Consider the following 17,071-nt stretch of genomic DNA (forward strand, 5'->3'; position numbering starts at 1 on the left):
GTTCAAGGACAATCGACGACAGTCGTCGTGAGTATTAAGTTATACAACTTTTCCCACCTTGTACAACTTTTTCCCCGGAAATTTCTCTCCGATCGCCTTTTTATCAGTGCATCGCTTATAACTTGTTCTTAATACAGAACTCTTCCCACGTCATACCTAACGCTTCCGCGTGAGATTTCAGATAGGTTTCAATCGCTTGCGCAGCAACCGCTTTATCCGGTTCCGCCAGCTGAATGGAGAACAGCATGCCGTCGAGCTTCTTCTGACGCAGAAACGCGGCATAGATGCGCTCGGCGTGCCACGCGCGCAGTTCACGCAGGGACATATTGGCGGCGCGCGCATCACTCTCACTCAGTTCATCCAGCGCTGACTGAAAATCAGGGTGGGCGGTGAAAAACAGGCTGCGGGCCAGGGCGTAATACTCTTCAGGGGTTTTCATTCGGGGGTTCCTGCCGGTCAAATTGCGCGTTAGTGTAACCCGCACACGGCGACTTGTCAGGAACCCCGAATGTTTACTGCTGCGCGGCTTGCAGGCGCGTCACGTCCTGCTGATTTTTTTCCAGCGTTTGGTCCACCGTCAGCTTGCCCTGCAGCAGCGCCGCCAGATTCTGCCCGACGGCGTTACCCATCTGATCAAAGCCAGCAATACTGACGTACTGCACACCGGTGTAAGGTACGGTGTTCAATGTCGGTTGATCGACGGTGGCGGATTCAATCGCGCTGCGCACCTGAGCGGCGTAAGGCGCCAGGCGCTGGTAGTTTGACTGCTGGTAGGTGGAGTTGCGGCTGCCGGGTGGCACCGCTCCCCAGCCGACGGTATCCGCAACCTGCTGAATATACTGCCGCGAGGTCGCCCAGCTAATGAAGTCGACGGCGGCGGCGCGCTGCGGAGAGTTAGCCGGTACCGCCAGCGCCCACGACCACAGCCAGTGCGAGCCGTTGCGCGTAATGCCGCCCGGTGCCGGGGCAAACGCCAGCTTGTCCGCCACCAGCGAGATCTGCGGGTTAATCAGCAGCCCGGCGGCGACGGTACTGTCGATCCACATCGCGCATTTTCCCTGTGCGGTAAGACGCAGGATCTGGCCAAAGCTATTGCTGGCCGTATCCGGAGGACCGTCCTGTTTCACCATCGCCAGATAATCGGTCAATACCTCACGCCACTCTGGCGAATTCAGCGTCGGCTGCCAGCGATCGTCAAACCACTGCGCGCCATAGGCGTTGGCCATGGTAGTCAGCAGGGCCACGTTATCGCCCCAGCCGGGCTGGCCGCGCAGGCACAGGCCATAGATACCGTGCTGAGGATCGGTGAGTTTCGCCGCAAAATTTTTGATGTCGGTCCAGTCGGGATCGTCCGGCATGGTCAGCCCTTTCGCCGCAAACAGATCTTTGCGGTAATAGGTCATGCTGCTTTCCCCGTAAAACGGTAGCGCGTACAGCGTTTGCTGCCAGGACAGTGCTTTGCGCACCGGCGTCAGCAGATCGTCGCTGTCATACTCTGGCGGCAGGTTGTTGAGCGGCGCCAGCCAGCCTTTTTTACCCCACAGCGGTGCTTCATAGGTACCCACGGTAATCACATCAAATTTTGCGTCACCGCTGTTCATGGCTGCCAGCACCGCCTGGCGCAGGGCGCCATCATCCATCACGTGCCACTGAAGTTTCACGTCAGGATGCTGCTGTTCGTAACGGCTCGACAGCTGCTGCATGATAGTCATGTCACCATTGGCAATGGTGGCGATATTGAGCGTGGTGGCGGCCTGGCTGAGCAGCGGCAGCGCGGCCAGCAGCGCGATTATGTTACGCTTCATGGCGGCTCCTTATGGCTGCTGCAGGCGGAAGAACGCCATTTTTTCCACCAGCAAACCGGCATGCTGGCTCACCGTCTGGCTGGCCGCGCTGGCCTGCTGCACCAGCGATGCATTCTGCTGGGTGGCACCGTCCATCTGGATTACTGCGGTGTTCACCTGCTCAATGCCGCTGGATTGCTGGCGGCTGGCCACAGCGATCTCGCCAACGATATCCACCATGCGCGCCACGCCGTGGTTGATGTCGTTGAGCATCTCGCCAGAGCGCTGCACCAGCGCGCTGCCGGCTTCGACTTTACCCACGCTGGCATCGATCAGCGCCTTGATCTCCTGTGCGGCACCGGCCGAACGCTGCGCCAGCTGTCGCACCTCTGACGCCACCACCGCGAAGCCGCGTCCCTGTTCCCCGGCGCGCGCCGCTTCCACCGCCGCATTCAGTGCCAGCAGGTTGGTCTGGAAGGCGATTTCATCAATTACGCGGTTGATATCCGCGATGCGCTTGCTGGAGGATTCAATCTCCTCCATCGCACTCACCGCGTCGCGCAGTACACCGCTGCCGCGCTCGGCCTGATGGCGCACATCGCTTGCCAGCTCGTTGGCCTGCGCGGCGTTGTCCGCGTTGTGTTTCACCGTGGCGGTCATCTGCTCCATACTGGCCGCAGTCTGCTCCAGCGAACTGGCCTGCGCATGGGTGCGCTCCGACAGATCGTCGTTGCCATCCGCCATCTGGCGTGCCGCATCGCTCAATGCATGGGCACTTTCGCCCACCTCGCGCACGATCTCCGCCAGCCGCACATCCATGCGCAGCAGCGCCTGCATCAGTTCACCCATCTCATCGCGCGTTACCGTACCGATACGGTGATTGAGCTCGCCGCCGGCAATGGCATCCGCCAGCTCGCGCGCCTGGGCGATGGAACGGTTAATCGAGCGGATCAGCAGCCAGCCGGAGACCAGCGCCAGACTCAGACCCAACAGCAGGATGGCGATCAGGCTATTGCGTGCCAGCAGGTAGTCGCGGTTGCCCTGTTGCCAGGCCGTCTGCGCATGCTGACGCATCAGCGCATCCAGCTGGTCAATGTCCTGCTGCAGCAACTGGCTGCCGCTGCGCAGGCGGGTTTCGATGACCACCAGTGCGGCGGACGGGTTACCGCCTTTCAGCAGCTCACCGGCTTCATGCAGCGCACCCTGCCAGCCGTCGAGATGGGTCAGGAAGCGCTGGCTCAGCGGTTTGGTCTGCGCATCAAACGCCAGTTGCTGCCAGGTATGGCGATCGGCGTTGATTTGCTGACCGTACTGCGCAATGCGCGCCAGGCGTTTTTCCACTTCACTGCTGTCGGTCCAGTAGCGCAGCGCATCGAACAGGGTAGCGGATTGCTCCTGCACCATGCGGTACAGGCGTGAAGAGTATTGCAGCGGGAGCAGCTCGTTCTGGTAGGCATTCTGCGCGCGCTGATCGGCAGCGCGCAGGCCGATAATTCCCCAGACGGCAGCAATAATCAGTAACAGGCACAGCAGGCTGACAATCGCAGCCAGACGTGCGCGAAGGGTCAATCGCATAACAGCGTTCTCCGAAACCAGGGTGAGTAAGTCGTCAATATTGTTATGGGTGCAGGTGCTTTAGACTTCACATCAGGTTATCGGCGAAGAGTTGAACAGCTTGAGGGCGCCGGAGAAAGAGAAGGGGGATTCCACCGCAGATACCTTGCGTCACGCCGGGAAAACATTATAACGTAGCCGCCATTGATGCGAGTGTAGGGACCGAAGATGAAAAAGTGGATGGTACTGGCCGCGCTGGCGCTGAGCGGCTGTGCGCAAATCAACAGTTATGACGAAGCGGTAAAAACCCCGGCACCGCTGGAGCTGCAGGGTAACTGGCAGACAATGGGACCGCAGAGCAAGCTGATCAGCAGCGAGGCCATGGCCAGCCTGATCGTCAGCGCTGATGGCGCTACCCTTGACTGCCGCCAGTGGCAGCGGGTGATTGCCAAACCAGGCAAGCTGACACGCCTGGATGATGACTGGGTTAACGTTAACCGTCAGGCGCGCGTGATGCCGCTCTCGCTGGAGAACGGTGAACTGCACTACGATGGCCTGACGCTGCGTAAAGTGGATCGCCCAACCGTCGAGTGCCAGCAGGCGCTGGACGAAGTGGCAAAGCGCCCTGGCGATGCGGTGATTCAGGATATTGAGCCGCAGATTCTCAGGCCGGTCACGGCAGAGAAATAAAGGACAGAGCTAAAATGCTTTTCTTCCTCTCCCGGCTGCGGGAGAGGACATTTCATCAGGCTGGAACGGTTATCGCTTCTGCAATAAATAGCTGTTTTCAAAGCCGGGCAAACTGCCAATCACATCGAAACCATTAAAATAGCCACCCGCGCGTAATAAATCCACAGCAGGACCGACCTGCGGTGAATACTGGTGATCGCGATAATCGTCAAAGACGATAAAGCCGCCTTGCACCAGGGTGGGCGAATATAACAGGAAATCGAGCAATACATGGCGGCCTTCGTGTCCGCCGTCAATATGCAGTAATACGGTACGCGGATTAAGGGCCTGCACTCGCTCAATACTTAATTCAGAGTAGCCACGGATGAGATTAACCTGGGGAAACAGCTTTTCGTGATAAAAGCGCAGCTCACTTTCCTGATTTGCCAGCTCCATGGGATCGATGCTGATAATGCGACGTTTATGCTGGCAAATTTCATTCATGAAAGCCGTCGATTTCCCTTTCCACACGCCGATTTCAATGATGTCACCCGCCACATTATTATGCTCGAGTAACCAGCAAAGATAACCCAGGCATTTTACATGGCTATGGAAAGAGAGTTCACGGCGCGCCATGGCCAGCTCTGCCGGTAATTCTGCCTGCGCCTGTGCCAGAGCATCACCGACCTTATCCCAGGTGTCATCGATGAGCTGCTGTATTTCAGGCTCCTGAAAAAAAACTTTTAAATCCGCGATATCGAGCATGTCGTTGCCTTATAAAGAGAGAATACAGCCGGCAAGGCTGAAAAGGTCTGCGTTAAATGTGCCACAGTTGCCATCATTCAAGGCGGTAATAAGGCTCAGTTTAAGGGGGTAATTAAACGCTTAGCATGGCGGGGGCGGTAAGAATCCAGGGAGAACAGCGTCTCCCTGACAGAGAGGATTATAAATCGCTGGGATAAAGCACCTGACTGGAAAAACGACCATACGCGTTGGTGACTTTCTGTTGCTGCGTGGTTTGCTGGACCAGCGAACGCAGTTCTTCCATGCGGGTCGCCATCAACTGCTTAATCTCAAGCTCATTGTCCATCACCTGCTTCAGCATAGGCCGTAACTGGACACGCAGCGCAGCAGGCAGGGCGGAGGTATCACGGTCGCGCGCTACGAGCGTAACGCTGCTCACGTAAACTGCCTCATTGGCCACTAAATCATCCCAGTACCCCTGGCGCGCCTGTTTCAACATCTGATTACTCAGGCTGAGCAAACGCTGATACCCCTGCAGCAGGTCGTTATCTGAAGTCATGGTTACGCTTCCTGAACGGCGTGAGGACCAATTTGTTTCCACGCGTCGGCAATGTTGCTCAGCAAGCGCTCGACTTCCGCAATCGCTGCCGGATCGTTGTGCAGGTTGGCTTCCAGCAGACGGCGGGTCATGTATTCGTAAAGATTATCCAGATTGGCAGAAATCTCTCCACCGGCTTCATGATTCAGCCCGGCGCGTAAGCCATTAGTAATGATATTAATGGCTTTCGACAGCGCCTGGCCTTTACCGGGAATGTCGCCCTGATCCATCAGAATGGTGGCTTTCTTCATGGCGCTGAGCGCGCCATCAAACAATAAAACCACCAGCTGATGTGGGCTGGCGCTTAACACGGCACTTTCCAGACCGACCTGTGCGTAGGCCTGCGTTCCCGATTTAGCGTACATATTTAACTCCTGTTAACTGCTCATGTTCGCGAACTGCTGCGTCAGATAGTTCTGGGTCTGGGTCATGGATGAGACCAGCGTATTCAGGTTCGTGAACTGGGTCTTGTAGCGCGCCATAGTGGCGGTAATCTGTGCGTTTACCCGATCGTAATCGTCAGACAGTTTTTTCAGCGTTTTATTGATGCCATCAGTGGCGTTCTGTACAGAGCCATTGCTGCCTAAAATCTGATCCAGATAGTTACTGGTTTGCGTCGCAAAGCCGGTGGTTTTGCCGTCACCGGACAGGAAACTGACCACATCCGCCGATTTTTCATCCAGCGCTTTGTTCAGTTTGGTGCTGTCGACGGTCAGCTTGCCATTCACATCCTGGGTAATGCCGATCTGTGACAGCAGAGAAATACTGCCGCCGCTCTGGGCACTGGTGGACAGCTTGGAGCGCAGGCTGGTCTGAATGTTACGCAGCGTGCCATCACCTAACAGATCGCCATTGCTGGAGTCCTGCGAGGTACTGCCCTGATCCACGGCGGTGTATTTGGTCTGGTTACTGATGGTGGTCTGCAGCGAGTTGTACGCGTCAACGTAAGCCTGCACCGCGGCGATCATCGGCGCATTATCCTTGGTGACGGATAAGGTTTCCGGGCTGCCAGTGTTGGTTTTAGTCAGGTTCAGCGTGACGCCTTCCGGCGCATCAGTAATGGTGTTGCTGCTGCGGGTGATGGCGACGCCATTGATGCTCAGTTTGGCATCGGCTGCTTCCACCTGCTCCGTCATACCATTGCTGCTGCCACCTTTGGTAAAACCAATGTACTGCGCCAGGGCGCTGTCATCGGTAGAAACCGTCATCTCGTTGGTGGTGCCGGTATCACGCGAGGTCAGGGCCAGATAATAGGTATTGTCATCGGACTTGATAATACTGGCGGTAACGCTGCCCTGCTGTTTATTAATGGCATCTTTAATGTCCGTCAGGCTGGTTTGATCTTTGCTCAGCGTGATGGTCATTGGGTCTTTCTGACCCGGTTGCGTAATGGTGATGGTGCGCGAGGCTAGGCTGGAATCGCCTAAATCGCCATCTTTACTGGTCGCGCTTTTCGACAGCAGCGACTGCGCTTTAGCCAGTTGGGTGACTTCAACCGAAAAGTTACCGGCCGCCGCATCATTGGCCAGCGTGGCGGTGAACGCGGTGTTGGTGCTGCTGACTTTTGTTGAGGCAATTGCAGATGTGTCTTTGAGCGCAGCGGCAGCTGTCTGGACTTTTGCCAGTGCCGTTTGCACGACGCCCCATGCTGTCAGCTTGGCTTTATAAGAGGTTTGCTGATTTGTAATTGGCGTCAGGTTGGCTTTTTCTGCCGTTTCAAGCTGGTCATACAGATCGCTCAAACCCAGGCTATTACCAGCATTGAGGTTACTTACACTTGCCATGTTGTAATCCTTTATAGGTGGATAATCACTGAGGAGGGTATCGGCAGTGAGCGGAAAAATATTAGACAAAATATAAAAAAACAATGAGGCAAATAAAGAAGGGATAAGGGCCTGTTTTCGGGGTTTAAAAAAATAGCTAAGGTTTTCTCAGGTACCGACGATAACCAAAGCAAGCTGAATGGCCCCGGGCCAAAAGCCCGATAGAATCTCAACTCATTGACTCAAGGAATTTATCATGGCCGTTATCAATACCAACACATTGTCGCTGACCACGCAAAACAACCTGTCCAAGTCACAGGCTTCTCTGGGTACCGCTATTGAGCGTCTCTCTTCTGGTCTGCGTATTAACAGCGCCAAAGATGATGCTGCAGGTCAGGCGATTGCTAACCGCTTCACCTCCAACATCAACGGCCTGACCGTTGCTGCCCGTAACGCCAACGACGGTATCTCACTGGCACAGACTGCTGAAGGCGCGCTGTCCGAGATCAACAACAACCTGCAGCGTGTGCGTGACCTGACCGTGCAGGCGCAGAACAGCTCCAACTCGGCTTCAGACATCGACTCCATCCAGGCTGAAGTTAACCAGCGTATGGAAGAGATCAACCGCGTAACGTCGCAGACCGACTTCAACGGCATCAAAGTGCTGAACACCGGTTCCGGCTCAACCGACTACAGCTTCCAGGTGGGTTCAAAAGACGGCGAAACCATCGCTATCACCATCAGCGCCAGCGATGGTTACAACCTGGCGAAAGCCGGCACCAGCGGTACGGATCTGAACACCCGTGCAATGGCTTCCGGCGATACCGTTAACGGTACCGCGCGTTCAACTGAAGCTGTTGGCTTTGACGTACTCAAAGGTAAAGTGACCGGTGGTGCATCTGGTGCAGCTTCTGGTACCACGCCACTGGCAGACATCGATGCGGCCATCAAATCTGTTGACTCACAGCGCAGCCTGCTGGGTGCTTCACAGAACCGCTTTGAGTCCACCATCACCAACCTGAACAACACCGTGAACAACCTGTCAGCTGCGCGCAGCCGTATTCAGGATTCTGACTACGCGACAGAAGTGTCGAACATGTCGCGCGCGCAGATCCTGCAGCAGGCAGGTTCTTCGGTGCTGGCACAGGCCAACCAGGTGCCACAGACCATGCTGTCTCTGCTGCGTTAATTCTCTCGCGCACAGACCGGGCCCCGTATGGGGCCCTTTTTTATTTCTGCTGCTGAGATTTTCTTCGATCGTTCCTTACCGCTTAATTTTAATGAAATCATCATTAAAGCTTACGCAGCGGCTGCCGATAAATTTTGGCGACGGCGAGAACGCCACGGGTTTTCGACCTGAATTCATCATCAGTTAAGGAATAAACATCATGGCAGTCATTAACACTAACACCTTGTCGCTGACCACGCAGAATAACCTGTCCAAGTCACAGGCTTCTCTGGGTACCGCTATTGAGCGTCTCTCTTCTGGTCTGCGTATTAACAGCGCCAAAGATGATGCTGCAGGTCAGGCGATTGCTAACCGCTTCACCTCTAACATCAACGGCCTGACCGTTGCTGCCCGTAACGCCAACGACGGTATCTCACTGGCTCAGACCGCTGAAGGCGCGCTGTCCGAGATCAACAACAACCTGCAGCGTGTGCGTGACCTGACCGTACAGGCGCAGAACAGCTCGAACTCGGCCTCAGACATCGACTCCATCCAGGCTGAAGTTAACCAGCGTATGGAAGAGATCAACCGCGTAACGTCGCAGACCGACTTCAACGGCATCAAAGTGCTGAACACCGGTTCCGGCTCTACCGACTACAGCTTCCAGGTGGGTGCGAAAGATGGCGAAACCATCGCCATCACCCTGAGCTCAAGCGACAAATTCAACCTGGCGAAAGCCGGCACCAGCGGTACGGATCTGAACACCCGTGCGATGACCTCAGGCGATACCGTTAACGGTACCGCGCGCTCTACTGAAGCCGTTGGTTTTGACGTGCTGAAAGGCGCAGTCACCGGCGGCGCGTCTGGTGCAGCTACCGGTAGCACGCCTCTGGCAGACATCGACTCCGCTATCAAAGCCGTCGATTCACAGCGCAGCCTGCTGGGTGCTTCACAGAACCGCTTTGAGTCCACCATCACCAACCTGAACAACACCGTGAACAACCTGTCAGCTGCACGCAGCCGTATTCAGGATTCTGACTACGCGACAGAAGTATCAAACATGTCGCGCGCGCAGATCCTGCAGCAGGCAGGTTCTTCTGTGCTGGCGCAGGCCAACCAGGTGCCACAGACCATGCTGTCTCTGCTGCGTTAATCGCAAACACGCAGACTTCAACGGAGCCAGCTGGCTCCGTTTTTTTATTTCCGGATGAGGGTAGCCACAGCCGCGTTGCTAATTTTCTGATTATTAACATCTATTTTTTGTCTGCAAAGACGACAAAATCAATATTAAAAAGAGTGAAGTTTTTGCGCAGCCTGTCGATAACTTTAATACGGTGTTGAACCGCAGGCCTGAAGGGCTGAATTATCTCTCTTAATAAAGGAAACTTGCTATGGCAGTGATTAATACCAACACATTGTCGCTGACGACTCAGAACAACCTGTCAAAGTCTCAGGCTTCTCTGGGTACCGCTATTGAGCGTCTCTCTTCTGGTCTGCGTATTAACAGCGCAAAAGATGACGCTGCAGGTCAGGCGATTGCTAACCGCTTCACCTCTAACATCAACGGTCTGACCGTTGCTGCCCGTAACGCCAACGACGGTATCTCACTGGCTCAGACCGCTGAAGGCGCGCTGTCCGAGATCAACAACAACCTGCAGCGTGTGCGTGACCTGACCGTGCAGGCGCAGAACAGCTCGAACTCTGCCTCAGACATCGATTCCATCCAGGCTGAAGTTAACCAGCGTATGGAAGAGATCAACCGCGTAACGTCGCAGACCGACTTCAACGGCATCAAAGTGCTGAACACCGGTTCCGGCTCTACCGACTACAGCTTCCAGGTGGGTTCAAAAGATGGCGAAACCATCGCCATCACCATCAGCTCCAGCGATGGTTATAACCTGGCGAAAGCCGGCACCAGCGGCACCGCGCTGAACACCCGAGCGATGACCTCAGGCGATACCGTTAACGGTACCGCACGCTCTACTGAAGCAGTTGGCTTTGACGTGCTGAAAGGCGCGGTCACCGGCGGCGCGTCTGGTGCAGCTTCTGGTACCACACCACTGGCAGACATCGATGCGGCCATCAAATCTGTTGACTCACAGCGCAGCCTGCTGGGTGCCTCACAGAACCGCTTTGAGTCGACCATCACCAACCTGAACAACACCGTGAACAACCTGTCAGCTGCGCGCAGCCGTATTCAGGATTCTGACTACGCGACAGAAGTGTCGAACATGTCGCGCGCGCAGATCCTGCAGCAGGCGGGTTCTTCGGTGCTGGCGCAGGCCAACCAGGTGCCTCAGACCATGCTGTCTCTGCTGCGTTAATTCTTTCATACGCAGATCAGGCCCCCAACTGGGGGCCTTTTTTATGGGCGGGATTAACCGCTTTTTTACTGGATAATGGCGCGATTGTTTCCGGGCGCGCCGCGTATTCTGAGCTGAAAGAGACGTCACACAGACGTGAGTTATCGCCGAGGCTGAGGATACAACCGACAATGAACGCGAACGCACTGGTAAGCATAATCATCCCTGCTTATAAAGCCACCTGGTTTGAACTGGCGCTGAAAAGTGCATTAGCACAGGATTACCCTCATTGTGAAATCATCATTGGCGATGATTGTCCTGATGCAAAAATCGAGGATATTGTCAGTGCGTATCAGGTAAACAGTAAATTTCCCATCTATTACCAGCATCATCATCCCGCATTAGGCGAAATCGCTAACCTCAGTCAGGCAATACGTCGCGCCAAAGGCGAATACGTAAAATTCCTTTATGATGATGATGTACTTCTGCCGCAGGCCGTGTCGCAATTAGTCGCGGCGCTGTCGCAGGTACCGCAAGCGGTGATGGCAACAGCCAGACGTAATCGCATTGATTCCGTCGGTAAGGCGATGGCAGACGAGATTTACAGCGTATCGCCGGTATTAGAAGACACGATTTTTCATGGTCAGGATATGGCCCGCTGGCAGGCTGATTTCCTGAACAACTTTATCGGTGAACCCAGTGCCGTATTAGTGCGCAGCGCGGCGCTGCGCAAGCTGGTGGAGGAGCCGCGCGAGCTGCATGCGTTGATCGATGAAGGGCTACCGTTTATTGCCGATCTGGTGATTTACCTGCGCTTGTTACGTCATGGTCATCTGGTCTATTTACCGCAGGTGCTGGCGCAGATTCGTATCTCGCGTGAGCAAACCAGTCAGGAAGCGCGCCTCGATGGCAATATAGCCAGTCAGTCTCACCAGCGCTTTCCGGAAGAGATCAAAAAACTGGGCTGGTATGATGAGCAGCTGCCGCAGGGCTGGATTCGTCACGCCACGCTGCGCAGCCAGCAGGACTTCCAGCCGTTTGACCTGACAACGGCGCTGCAGAATGCGCGGGTAGAGAGCCATTTTGCAGAATGGTTCCGCCAACGCACGCTGCGGCCCATCGAACAACAGCTAATTACTCAGCATCTTGCCAGTCAGCCGGTCGCACGTATTGCCGTGGTGATTGATGTGCGCGACGCGACTGACACCGAGTGGCTGCTGACACAGGCCAGTCTGGATGTCGCCGTGGCCGGTCTGAGCCTGCTGCCGGTGGTGCTGGCGGCACCGTATCAATCGTTTATTCCGGCCTCTGTGCAGCGTATTGATGTGCGCGACAATCAGGTAGTCGTTGCGCTCAACACGCTGACCGAAGAGGGTCATTTCGACTGGCTGATAGTATTACGGGCCGGCAGTCAGTTGTATACCTCAGGTTTGCAGGCGCTGGGAACGGTGCTGCCGGAGGTCGGTCATTGCCAGTTGATTTATGCCGATGAGGTGTATCCGGTCAATGGCCGTCCGGTTGGCGCATCCTTCCGCCCTGACTTTAACCTTGACCTGCTGCTCAGTAACCCATCAAGAATGGCCTGCCACTGGCTGTTCCGCCGCGAATTTTTACAACAGACTGGCGGGTTTGCCACGCACTGGCCGGGCTGTTTTGAACTGGACGTGATTCTGCGCACCATCGAAAGCCAGCCTTTTAATGTGATTGGGCATCTGGCTGAGCCGTTAGTGCAGACTGCCTCATTACGACAGCCGGTGGATGAAGAGCGCGCCCTCATCCGCACCCACCTGCAGCACCGCGGCTACGCACAGGCCGATGTCAGCCTGAGTCCACACAATGTGTATCAGCTGCATTATGGTCACCCGCAGTCGGCCCCGGTTTCCATCATCGTCCTGGTGAGTAATCACCTGGCGAATCTGGTGAGTTGCGTCACCTCGCTGATGGAAAAAACCGCCTCACAGAATTATGAATTGCTCCTGGTTTCTGCTCAGGGCGGAAGTGCCGCCCAGGACGAATGGCTGCGCGGTATCGCTGAGATCGACCCGGCACGCATTCGCACACTGCAGATTGAGGGCGGTTTTCATCGCGCCAGAATGGTCAATGCCGCCGCCGCTGTGGCCAGAGGCGATTACCTGCTGCTGCTGAGTAGCGATTTGGCCATGCTTGATAACAGCTGGCTGGAAAACCTGCTTAACCATGCCCAACGTCCGGAAGTCGCTATTGTTGGCGCCCGGCAAATCTACGCAAATGGTCAGGTACGCCACGCCGGTTATGTGCTGGGGATTAACGGCCTGGTAGGTGAGCCGTTCTATGGTGAGAGCCATGAAACCGCGGGACACATGGCGCGTTTGCAAGCCGACCAGAACTACAGCGCGGTGTCAGGCGATCTGATGATGGTGCGTACCGAGGTGTTTCGCGCCGTTGAGGGTCTGGATGAGACGCTGCAGCATTTCGACGATGTCGACTTCTGTCTGCGCGTGCGCGAAGCCGGGTTGATGACGGTCTGGACACCGTACGTGCGTATGCTGCGGCAGGTTAATCCTGAACTGACGATCGACACGCAGAGTCGAAGCCAGGAGGAAGATCGTCAGCTGCAGAAATGGCAGGCCATCGTGACCCAGGATCCGGCGTATAACCCCAACCTGACGCTCAATAACATCAACTTTAGCGTGTCCTCCGATAGCGAACTGACATGGCGTCCGCTTTCGTGGCGGCCATTGCCGGTGGTTATGCCTTTCATGGCTGATTTTGCCGGTTGTGGTTACTATCGCATCATCAAGCCCTATGAGGCGATGCGCGATGCCGGCCTGGTGGATGGCAAACTCTCCTCCACGCTGATAAATGTTGCCGAGCTCAATCGCTTCGCGCCCGATAGCCTGATTTTCCAGCGCCGGATTGACGCGGAGTTCCATGAATGGCTGGAGAAAGTCAGTAAGCATACGCAGGCGTTCAAAATTTATGAGCTCGACGACTACCTGCCCAATATTCCGCTCAAAAACCATCATCGCTCACAGTTTGGCAACGATGTTAAAAAACTGATGCGGCGCAGCCTGAGTTATATGGATCGCTTTGTCGTATCCACCGAACCCTTAGCCGAAGCGTTCGCGGATATGCACCACGATATTGTGGTGCGTAAAAACCGTCTTTCGCATGACTGGTGGGGCAAGCTGCAGTCGCTGCGCAATCAGGGAAAAAAACCACGCGTTGGCTGGGCCGGGGGCTCCAGTCATACCGGCGATCTGGAAATGATTGTCGATGTAGTGCGACATTTTGCTAATGACGTGGAATGGGTGTTTTTTGGCATGTGCCCGCCAAAGCTGCGGCCTTTTATTCATGAATATCACCACGGTGTAGAAATTGAGCGTTATCCGGCCAAACTGGCTTCGCTTAATCTCGACCTCGCGTTAGCGCCTGTCGAAGATAACTTTTTCAACACCTGTAAAAGTAATCTGCGCCTGATGGAATATGGTGCCTGCGGCATTCCGGTGATTTGCAGTGATGTGGCGTGTTATCGCGGTGATTTAACCGTCACGCGCGTGAAGAACCGCCACAAAGACTGGGTGGACGCCATCAATATGCATCTGCTGGACCCCGCAGCGAGTGCCCAAATGGGCGCCAGGCTGCAGCAGGAAATTCGCCAGGACTGGATGCTGGAAGGCGAGAACCTGCAAAGCTGGTCACAAGCCTGGACGCTGAAGCGTTAATTTTTGACCTGCTGCACCGCAGCAGGTCAATGCAGTTTCAATCTATCTGGATAACACCACACTCTGCGGTCATGCACCGCCTCATCGCTGGCTGAGGCGAATACCTGTTCTGCAGGGAATGACCCGGCTATCAACCTTCAAAGGTGAGTTGGTGTGAAAAGGCACTCTGCTGAGGTGAACGATTATGAATAATAAACCTGTGTATGTAACCAGCCCACTTATGCCACCGCTGGAAGAGTTCATGCCTTACCTTGAACAGATCTGGCAGAATAAAGTCCTGACCAACGGCGGGCCCTTCCATCAGCAACTTGAACAGGAGCTGGCACGCTATTTAGGTGTTGAGCATCTCTGCTTATTTACCAACGGCACGCTGGCGTTGCTGACTGCGCTGCAGGCGCTGCGTATTACCGGTGAAGTCATCACTACACCTTATTCTTTTGTCGCCACCTCGCATTCTCTGTTGTGGAATGGGTTAACCCCGGTGTTTGTCGATATCGACCCGATAAGCTGTAATATCGATGCCTCCAAAATAGAGCAGGCCATTACACCGCGAACCACAGCCATTATGCCGGTGCACTGCTACGGCAATCCGTGCGACGTGGAGAATATTCAGCGCATCGCTGACCTGTACGGGCTGAAAGTCATTTACGATGCGGCTCACGCCTTTGGCGTACGTAAAAACGGCAACAGCATTTTGAATTATGGTGACTTATCGATTTTAAGTTTTCACGCAACGAAGGTTTTCAATACCATTGAAGGTGGCGCAATTATTTGCCCGGATGCTAAAACCAAAAAGCGCATCGATTACCTGAAGAATTTTGGCTTTGCAGATGAAACCACCATTGTGGCGACCGGCATTAACGGCAAAATGAACGAGGTGCAATCAGCCTTTGGCCTGCTGCAGTTAAAGCACATCGACCAGGCATTAGCGGAGCGGGCGCGTATTCAGGCGCACTATTATGATTTGCTCGCGGAGATCGATGGCATTGCGCTGCCGCATATTCCGGCTGATGTTGAATGGAATTATTCTTATTTGCCGGTGATGGTAACGGAAGATTTTCCGCTGAGTCGTGATGAGCTTTATGCCCATCTGCGTGAGCACAACATTATTGCCCGCCGTTATTTCTATCCGCTGATCACCAGTTTCCCGATGTATCGTGGATTACCTAGCGCTGATGAAGCGGCCTTACCGATTGCACAACAAATGTCTCAGCGCGTGTTATGTTTGCCGGTCTATCCTGGCTTAGCATTGGCCGAAGTTGACAATATTGTGCAAATCATTCACCGCCTGGCTGAGCAAAAGCTAACGAGCCGCGCGTTACCTCTGGTGGGATAATAACAAGGCGTCTGAGACGCCTTGTTTTATATTTATTGCAGGGCGGTGATGTCAGGAACGGGCTGAACGATGGCTGAATCACCGGCTAAGCAGGCGGATTGCACGCGGTTTTGCCAGTCCGATGCCTCAACCCCCAGCGCCGCTATCCGCGCGGTATCCATTACGCTGTTTGCCGGCCTTGTCGCCGCCATCGGATATTGCGCGCTGCCAATCCCTTTCACCAGCACATCCCGCTGCGCGGCCACAAAAATCGCCTGGGCGAATTCGCACCAGCTTACCGCCACATCGCCACAGTAGTGATAAACGCCGGCGGCTTCCGCGCGGGATGCCAGGGTGATAATCGCCTGTGCCAGATCGCCGGCATAGGTTGGGCAGCCGAACTGATCGTTCACCACGCTGATTTCGCTGCGGGTTTCTGCCAGCCGCAACATGGTTTTGACAAAGTTTGCACCGTACTCACTGAACACCCATGAGGTGCGAATCACTACGGCGTCCGGCAGCACGGAGAATACGCGTTTCTCACCCTCCCATTTGCTCAGGCCGTAGAAATTAATCGGGCAGGGCAGATCGCTTTCGGTATAAGGCGTTTTTTTACTGCCATCAAACACGTAATCGGTGGAGAGATGAATCAAGCGGGCGCCCTGCTGGTGAGCGGCGATGGCGAGATTTTCCGGGCCGATGGCGTTGACTTTCATGGCGCGGATACGGTCGGTTTCAGCCTTGTCGACCGCGGTATATGCGGCGGCATTGATGATCACATCGGGACGGAATTTCTTCACCACCCGTTCCACCGCCGGGCGGTCGGTAATATCTAACTCGGCAGATCCACAGGCCAGCAGGATCCACTCTGCCGGCACCCGATCCAGTAAACAACGGCCAAGCTGGCCATAAGCACCGGTTAACAAAACGCGCATTGCACTAACTCCTGCAGGGAGAGTCCTTGTTGATCTTTTACCGATAGCAGAGGCGTCGCTACCGGCCATTGCACCGCAATTTCAGCGTCATTCCACATCAGGCAGGCTTCATCCTGTGGGTTGTAGTAATCAGTACATTTGTATTCGAAGTCGGCGACCTCGGAGAGCACCACAAAACCGTGTGCCAGACCCGGCGGGATCCACAGCTGGGTTTTGTTCTCTTCAGACAGCTCCAGCCCGGTCCATTGGCCAAAGGTGGGCGAATCCGCACGGATATCGACGGCAACGTCAAACACCGCGCCGCGTACCACGCGCACCAGTTTGCCTTGCGGCTGGGTTTTCTGAAAATGCAGCCCGCGCAGCACGTTACGCGCCGAACGGGAGTAGTTGTCCTGCACAAAATCCAGGTCGATATCCAGCAGTTGCTGATAACGCCGCTTCTCAAAGGTTTCGAGGAAGAAGCCGCGGGCATCGCCAAACACTTTAGGCTGGATAATTTTGACATCAGCAATTTTCGTGGTGATGACCTCCATC

General features: G+C 55.1%; 15 protein-coding genes. 6 read left to right on the plus strand and 9 right to left on the minus strand.

Translation table 11 applies throughout. From position 1 onward, the window contains the following. Positions 1–115 precede the first annotated feature (115 nt). The 3 genes from C1Y43_RS15840 to C1Y43_RS15850 all read right to left on the minus strand — a co-directional run bounded on the left by C1Y43_RS15840 (position 116) and on the right by C1Y43_RS15850 (position 3,359). The gene (locus C1Y43_RS15840) at positions 116–439 is read right to left on the minus strand and encodes a DUF6388 family protein (RefSeq protein ID WP_104188861.1); all 324 of its coding nucleotides are present in this window, start codon (positions 437–439) and stop codon (positions 116–118) included. Positions 440–512: 73 nt separating this feature from the next. Next, on the minus strand, positions 513–1,805 hold the full coding sequence (locus C1Y43_RS15845; RefSeq protein ID WP_058771161.1) for a sugar ABC transporter substrate-binding protein: 1,293 nt from the start codon (positions 1,803–1,805) through the stop codon (positions 513–515). 9 nt (positions 1,806–1,814) lie between these two features. Continuing rightward, positions 1,815–3,359, minus strand: coding sequence for a methyl-accepting chemotaxis protein (locus C1Y43_RS15850; protein WP_058771162.1), 1,545 nt, complete (start codon positions 3,357–3,359; stop codon positions 1,815–1,817). A gap of 207 nt (positions 3,360–3,566) precedes the next feature. Between C1Y43_RS15850 and yedD the strand changes: the two genes are divergently transcribed. After that, positions 3,567–4,028: a lipoprotein YedD gene (gene yedD / locus C1Y43_RS15855; protein ID WP_104188863.1), complete on the plus strand. Its 462-nt coding sequence runs from the start codon at positions 3,567–3,569 to the stop codon at positions 4,026–4,028. A gap of 69 nt (positions 4,029–4,097) precedes the next feature. Here yedD and C1Y43_RS15860 read toward each other — a convergent pair whose 3' ends face one another. The 4 genes from C1Y43_RS15860 to fliD form a co-directional block, all read right to left on the minus strand. Beyond that, entirely contained in the window at positions 4,098–4,772 is a 675-nt protein-coding gene (locus C1Y43_RS15860) for a class I SAM-dependent methyltransferase (RefSeq protein ID WP_058757411.1), read from the minus strand. Between the two features lie 178 nt (positions 4,773–4,950). After that, entirely contained in the window at positions 4,951–5,310 is a 360-nt protein-coding gene (gene fliT, locus C1Y43_RS15865) for a flagella biosynthesis regulatory protein FliT (protein WP_104188865.1), read from the minus strand. Between the two features lie 2 nt (positions 5,311–5,312). After that, a complete protein-coding gene (fliS, locus tag C1Y43_RS15870) occupies positions 5,313–5,714 on the minus strand; it encodes a flagellar export chaperone FliS (protein ID WP_021509889.1) in 402 nt (133 codons plus the stop codon). A 12-nt stretch (positions 5,715–5,726) separates the two neighbouring features. Next, positions 5,727–7,133, minus strand: coding sequence for a flagellar filament capping protein FliD (gene fliD, locus C1Y43_RS15875; protein WP_021509890.1), 1,407 nt, complete (start codon positions 7,131–7,133; stop codon positions 5,727–5,729). Between the two features lie 235 nt (positions 7,134–7,368). Here fliD and C1Y43_RS15880 point away from each other — a divergent pair, with 235 nt between their 5' ends. From C1Y43_RS15880 to C1Y43_RS15900, 5 genes are all read left to right on the plus strand, one after another. Then, a complete protein-coding gene (locus C1Y43_RS15880; RefSeq protein ID WP_104188867.1) occupies positions 7,369–8,301 on the plus strand; it encodes a flagellin in 933 nt (310 codons plus the stop codon). Positions 8,302–8,500: 199 nt separating this feature from the next. Beyond that, positions 8,501–9,433, plus strand: a complete 933-nt coding sequence (locus tag C1Y43_RS15885; RefSeq protein WP_058757413.1) for a flagellin — start codon at positions 8,501–8,503, stop codon at positions 9,431–9,433. Positions 9,434–9,671: 238 nt separating this feature from the next. Further along, positions 9,672–10,604, plus strand: a complete 933-nt coding sequence (locus tag C1Y43_RS15890; protein ID WP_058757414.1) for a flagellin — start codon at positions 9,672–9,674, stop codon at positions 10,602–10,604. A gap of 170 nt (positions 10,605–10,774) precedes the next feature. Next, the gene (locus tag C1Y43_RS15895) at positions 10,775–14,287 is read left to right on the plus strand and encodes a glycosyltransferase (protein WP_104188869.1); all 3,513 of its coding nucleotides are present in this window, start codon (positions 10,775–10,777) and stop codon (positions 14,285–14,287) included. Between the two features lie 184 nt (positions 14,288–14,471). Then, the gene (locus tag C1Y43_RS15900; RefSeq protein WP_104188871.1) at positions 14,472–15,623 is read left to right on the plus strand and encodes a DegT/DnrJ/EryC1/StrS aminotransferase family protein; all 1,152 of its coding nucleotides are present in this window, start codon (positions 14,472–14,474) and stop codon (positions 15,621–15,623) included. Positions 15,624–15,655: 32 nt separating this feature from the next. On the opposite strand, the gene rfbD is transcribed toward C1Y43_RS15900, so the two are convergent. Together rfbD and rfbC are read right to left on the minus strand one after the other, a co-directional pair. After that, the gene (rfbD, locus tag C1Y43_RS15905; RefSeq protein ID WP_104188873.1) at positions 15,656–16,537 is read right to left on the minus strand and encodes a dTDP-4-dehydrorhamnose reductase; all 882 of its coding nucleotides are present in this window, start codon (positions 16,535–16,537) and stop codon (positions 15,656–15,658) included. Further along, on the minus strand, positions 16,522–17,070 hold the full coding sequence (rfbC, locus tag C1Y43_RS15910; RefSeq protein WP_021509897.1) for a dTDP-4-dehydrorhamnose 3,5-epimerase: 549 nt from the start codon (positions 17,068–17,070) through the stop codon (positions 16,522–16,524). The genes rfbD and rfbC overlap by 16 nt, the downstream gene beginning before the upstream one ends. Position 17,071 lies beyond the last annotated feature (1 nt).

This window comes from Pantoea sp. ICBG 828, assembly GCF_002928355.1.
Classification (GTDB): domain Bacteria; phylum Pseudomonadota; class Gammaproteobacteria; order Enterobacterales; family Enterobacteriaceae; genus Pantoea; species Pantoea dispersa.

What these genes read in the sequence shown, in the direction of transcription:
- C1Y43_RS15885 (WP_058757413.1), top strand. Translation starts at nt 8,501, where the DNA reads ATGGCAGTCATTAACACTAACACCTTGTCGCTGACCACGCAGAATAAC.
- C1Y43_RS15840 (WP_104188861.1), bottom strand. Translation starts at nt 439, where the DNA reads ATGAAAACCCCTGAAGAGTATTACGCCCTGGCCCGCAGCCTGTTTTTC.
- C1Y43_RS15860 (WP_058757411.1), bottom strand. Translation starts at nt 4,772, where the DNA reads ATGCTCGATATCGCGGATTTAAAAGTTTTTTTTCAGGAGCCTGAAATA.
- fliT (WP_104188865.1), bottom strand. Translation starts at nt 5,310, where the DNA reads ATGACTTCAGATAACGACCTGCTGCAGGGGTATCAGCGTTTGCTCAGC.
- yedD (WP_104188863.1), top strand. Translation starts at nt 3,567, where the DNA reads ATGAAAAAGTGGATGGTACTGGCCGCGCTGGCGCTGAGCGGCTGTGCG.
- C1Y43_RS15895 (WP_104188869.1), top strand. Translation starts at nt 10,775, where the DNA reads ATGAACGCGAACGCACTGGTAAGCATAATCATCCCTGCTTATAAAGCC.
- C1Y43_RS15890 (WP_058757414.1), top strand. Translation starts at nt 9,672, where the DNA reads ATGGCAGTGATTAATACCAACACATTGTCGCTGACGACTCAGAACAAC.
- rfbC (WP_021509897.1), bottom strand. Translation starts at nt 17,070, where the DNA reads ATGGAGGTCATCACCACGAAAATTGCTGATGTCAAAATTATCCAGCCT.
- fliS (WP_021509889.1), bottom strand. Translation starts at nt 5,714, where the DNA reads ATGTACGCTAAATCGGGAACGCAGGCCTACGCACAGGTCGGTCTGGAA.
- C1Y43_RS15850 (WP_058771162.1), bottom strand. Translation starts at nt 3,359, where the DNA reads ATGCGATTGACCCTTCGCGCACGTCTGGCTGCGATTGTCAGCCTGCTG.
- C1Y43_RS15845 (WP_058771161.1), bottom strand. Translation starts at nt 1,805, where the DNA reads ATGAAGCGTAACATAATCGCGCTGCTGGCCGCGCTGCCGCTGCTCAGC.
- rfbD (WP_104188873.1), bottom strand. Translation starts at nt 16,537, where the DNA reads ATGCGCGTTTTGTTAACCGGTGCTTATGGCCAGCTTGGCCGTTGTTTA.
- fliD (WP_021509890.1), bottom strand. Translation starts at nt 7,133, where the DNA reads ATGGCAAGTGTAAGTAACCTCAATGCTGGTAATAGCCTGGGTTTGAGC.
- C1Y43_RS15900 (WP_104188871.1), top strand. Translation starts at nt 14,472, where the DNA reads ATGAATAATAAACCTGTGTATGTAACCAGCCCACTTATGCCACCGCTG.
- C1Y43_RS15880 (WP_104188867.1), top strand. Translation starts at nt 7,369, where the DNA reads ATGGCCGTTATCAATACCAACACATTGTCGCTGACCACGCAAAACAAC.